At 46.4% G+C, this 267-nt stretch carries 1 pseudogene; it reads right to left on the reverse strand.

Going from position 1 to position 267, the window contains the following annotated elements:
* Positions 1 to 45: 45 nt before the first annotated feature.
* Positions 46 to 267: pseudogene (locus NW211_RS14090) on the reverse strand (PRTRC system protein E); the annotation flags it as partial.

Raw genomic sequence — 267 nt, forward strand, 5'->3', positions numbered from 1 at the left:
AAGGTGAATGATCGCTGCATTTCGTTTCTTAAAAGTGCCATAGTCTTAAACTGTTTGGGCGTATGCCTGTGAATAATGATTTTCTAACATTGACTGAGGGAAGTCGGGATATTCCTCATAATCCTCGGGGCGGTATGCAGGGCCTTCGTGCATATATGCCTGCTGTAACTCTTCAGGCATAGGAGGCTCTTCATGATGTGGGAACATCGGAATCTCACCCTGCGGATAGTGAGGATGCTGCTGTCCTACATTTTGAGGAGGATAACC

The organism is Barnesiella sp. ET7 (genome assembly GCF_024733785.1).
GTDB lineage: Bacteria > Bacteroidota > Bacteroidia > Bacteroidales > Barnesiellaceae > Barnesiella > Barnesiella merdigallinarum.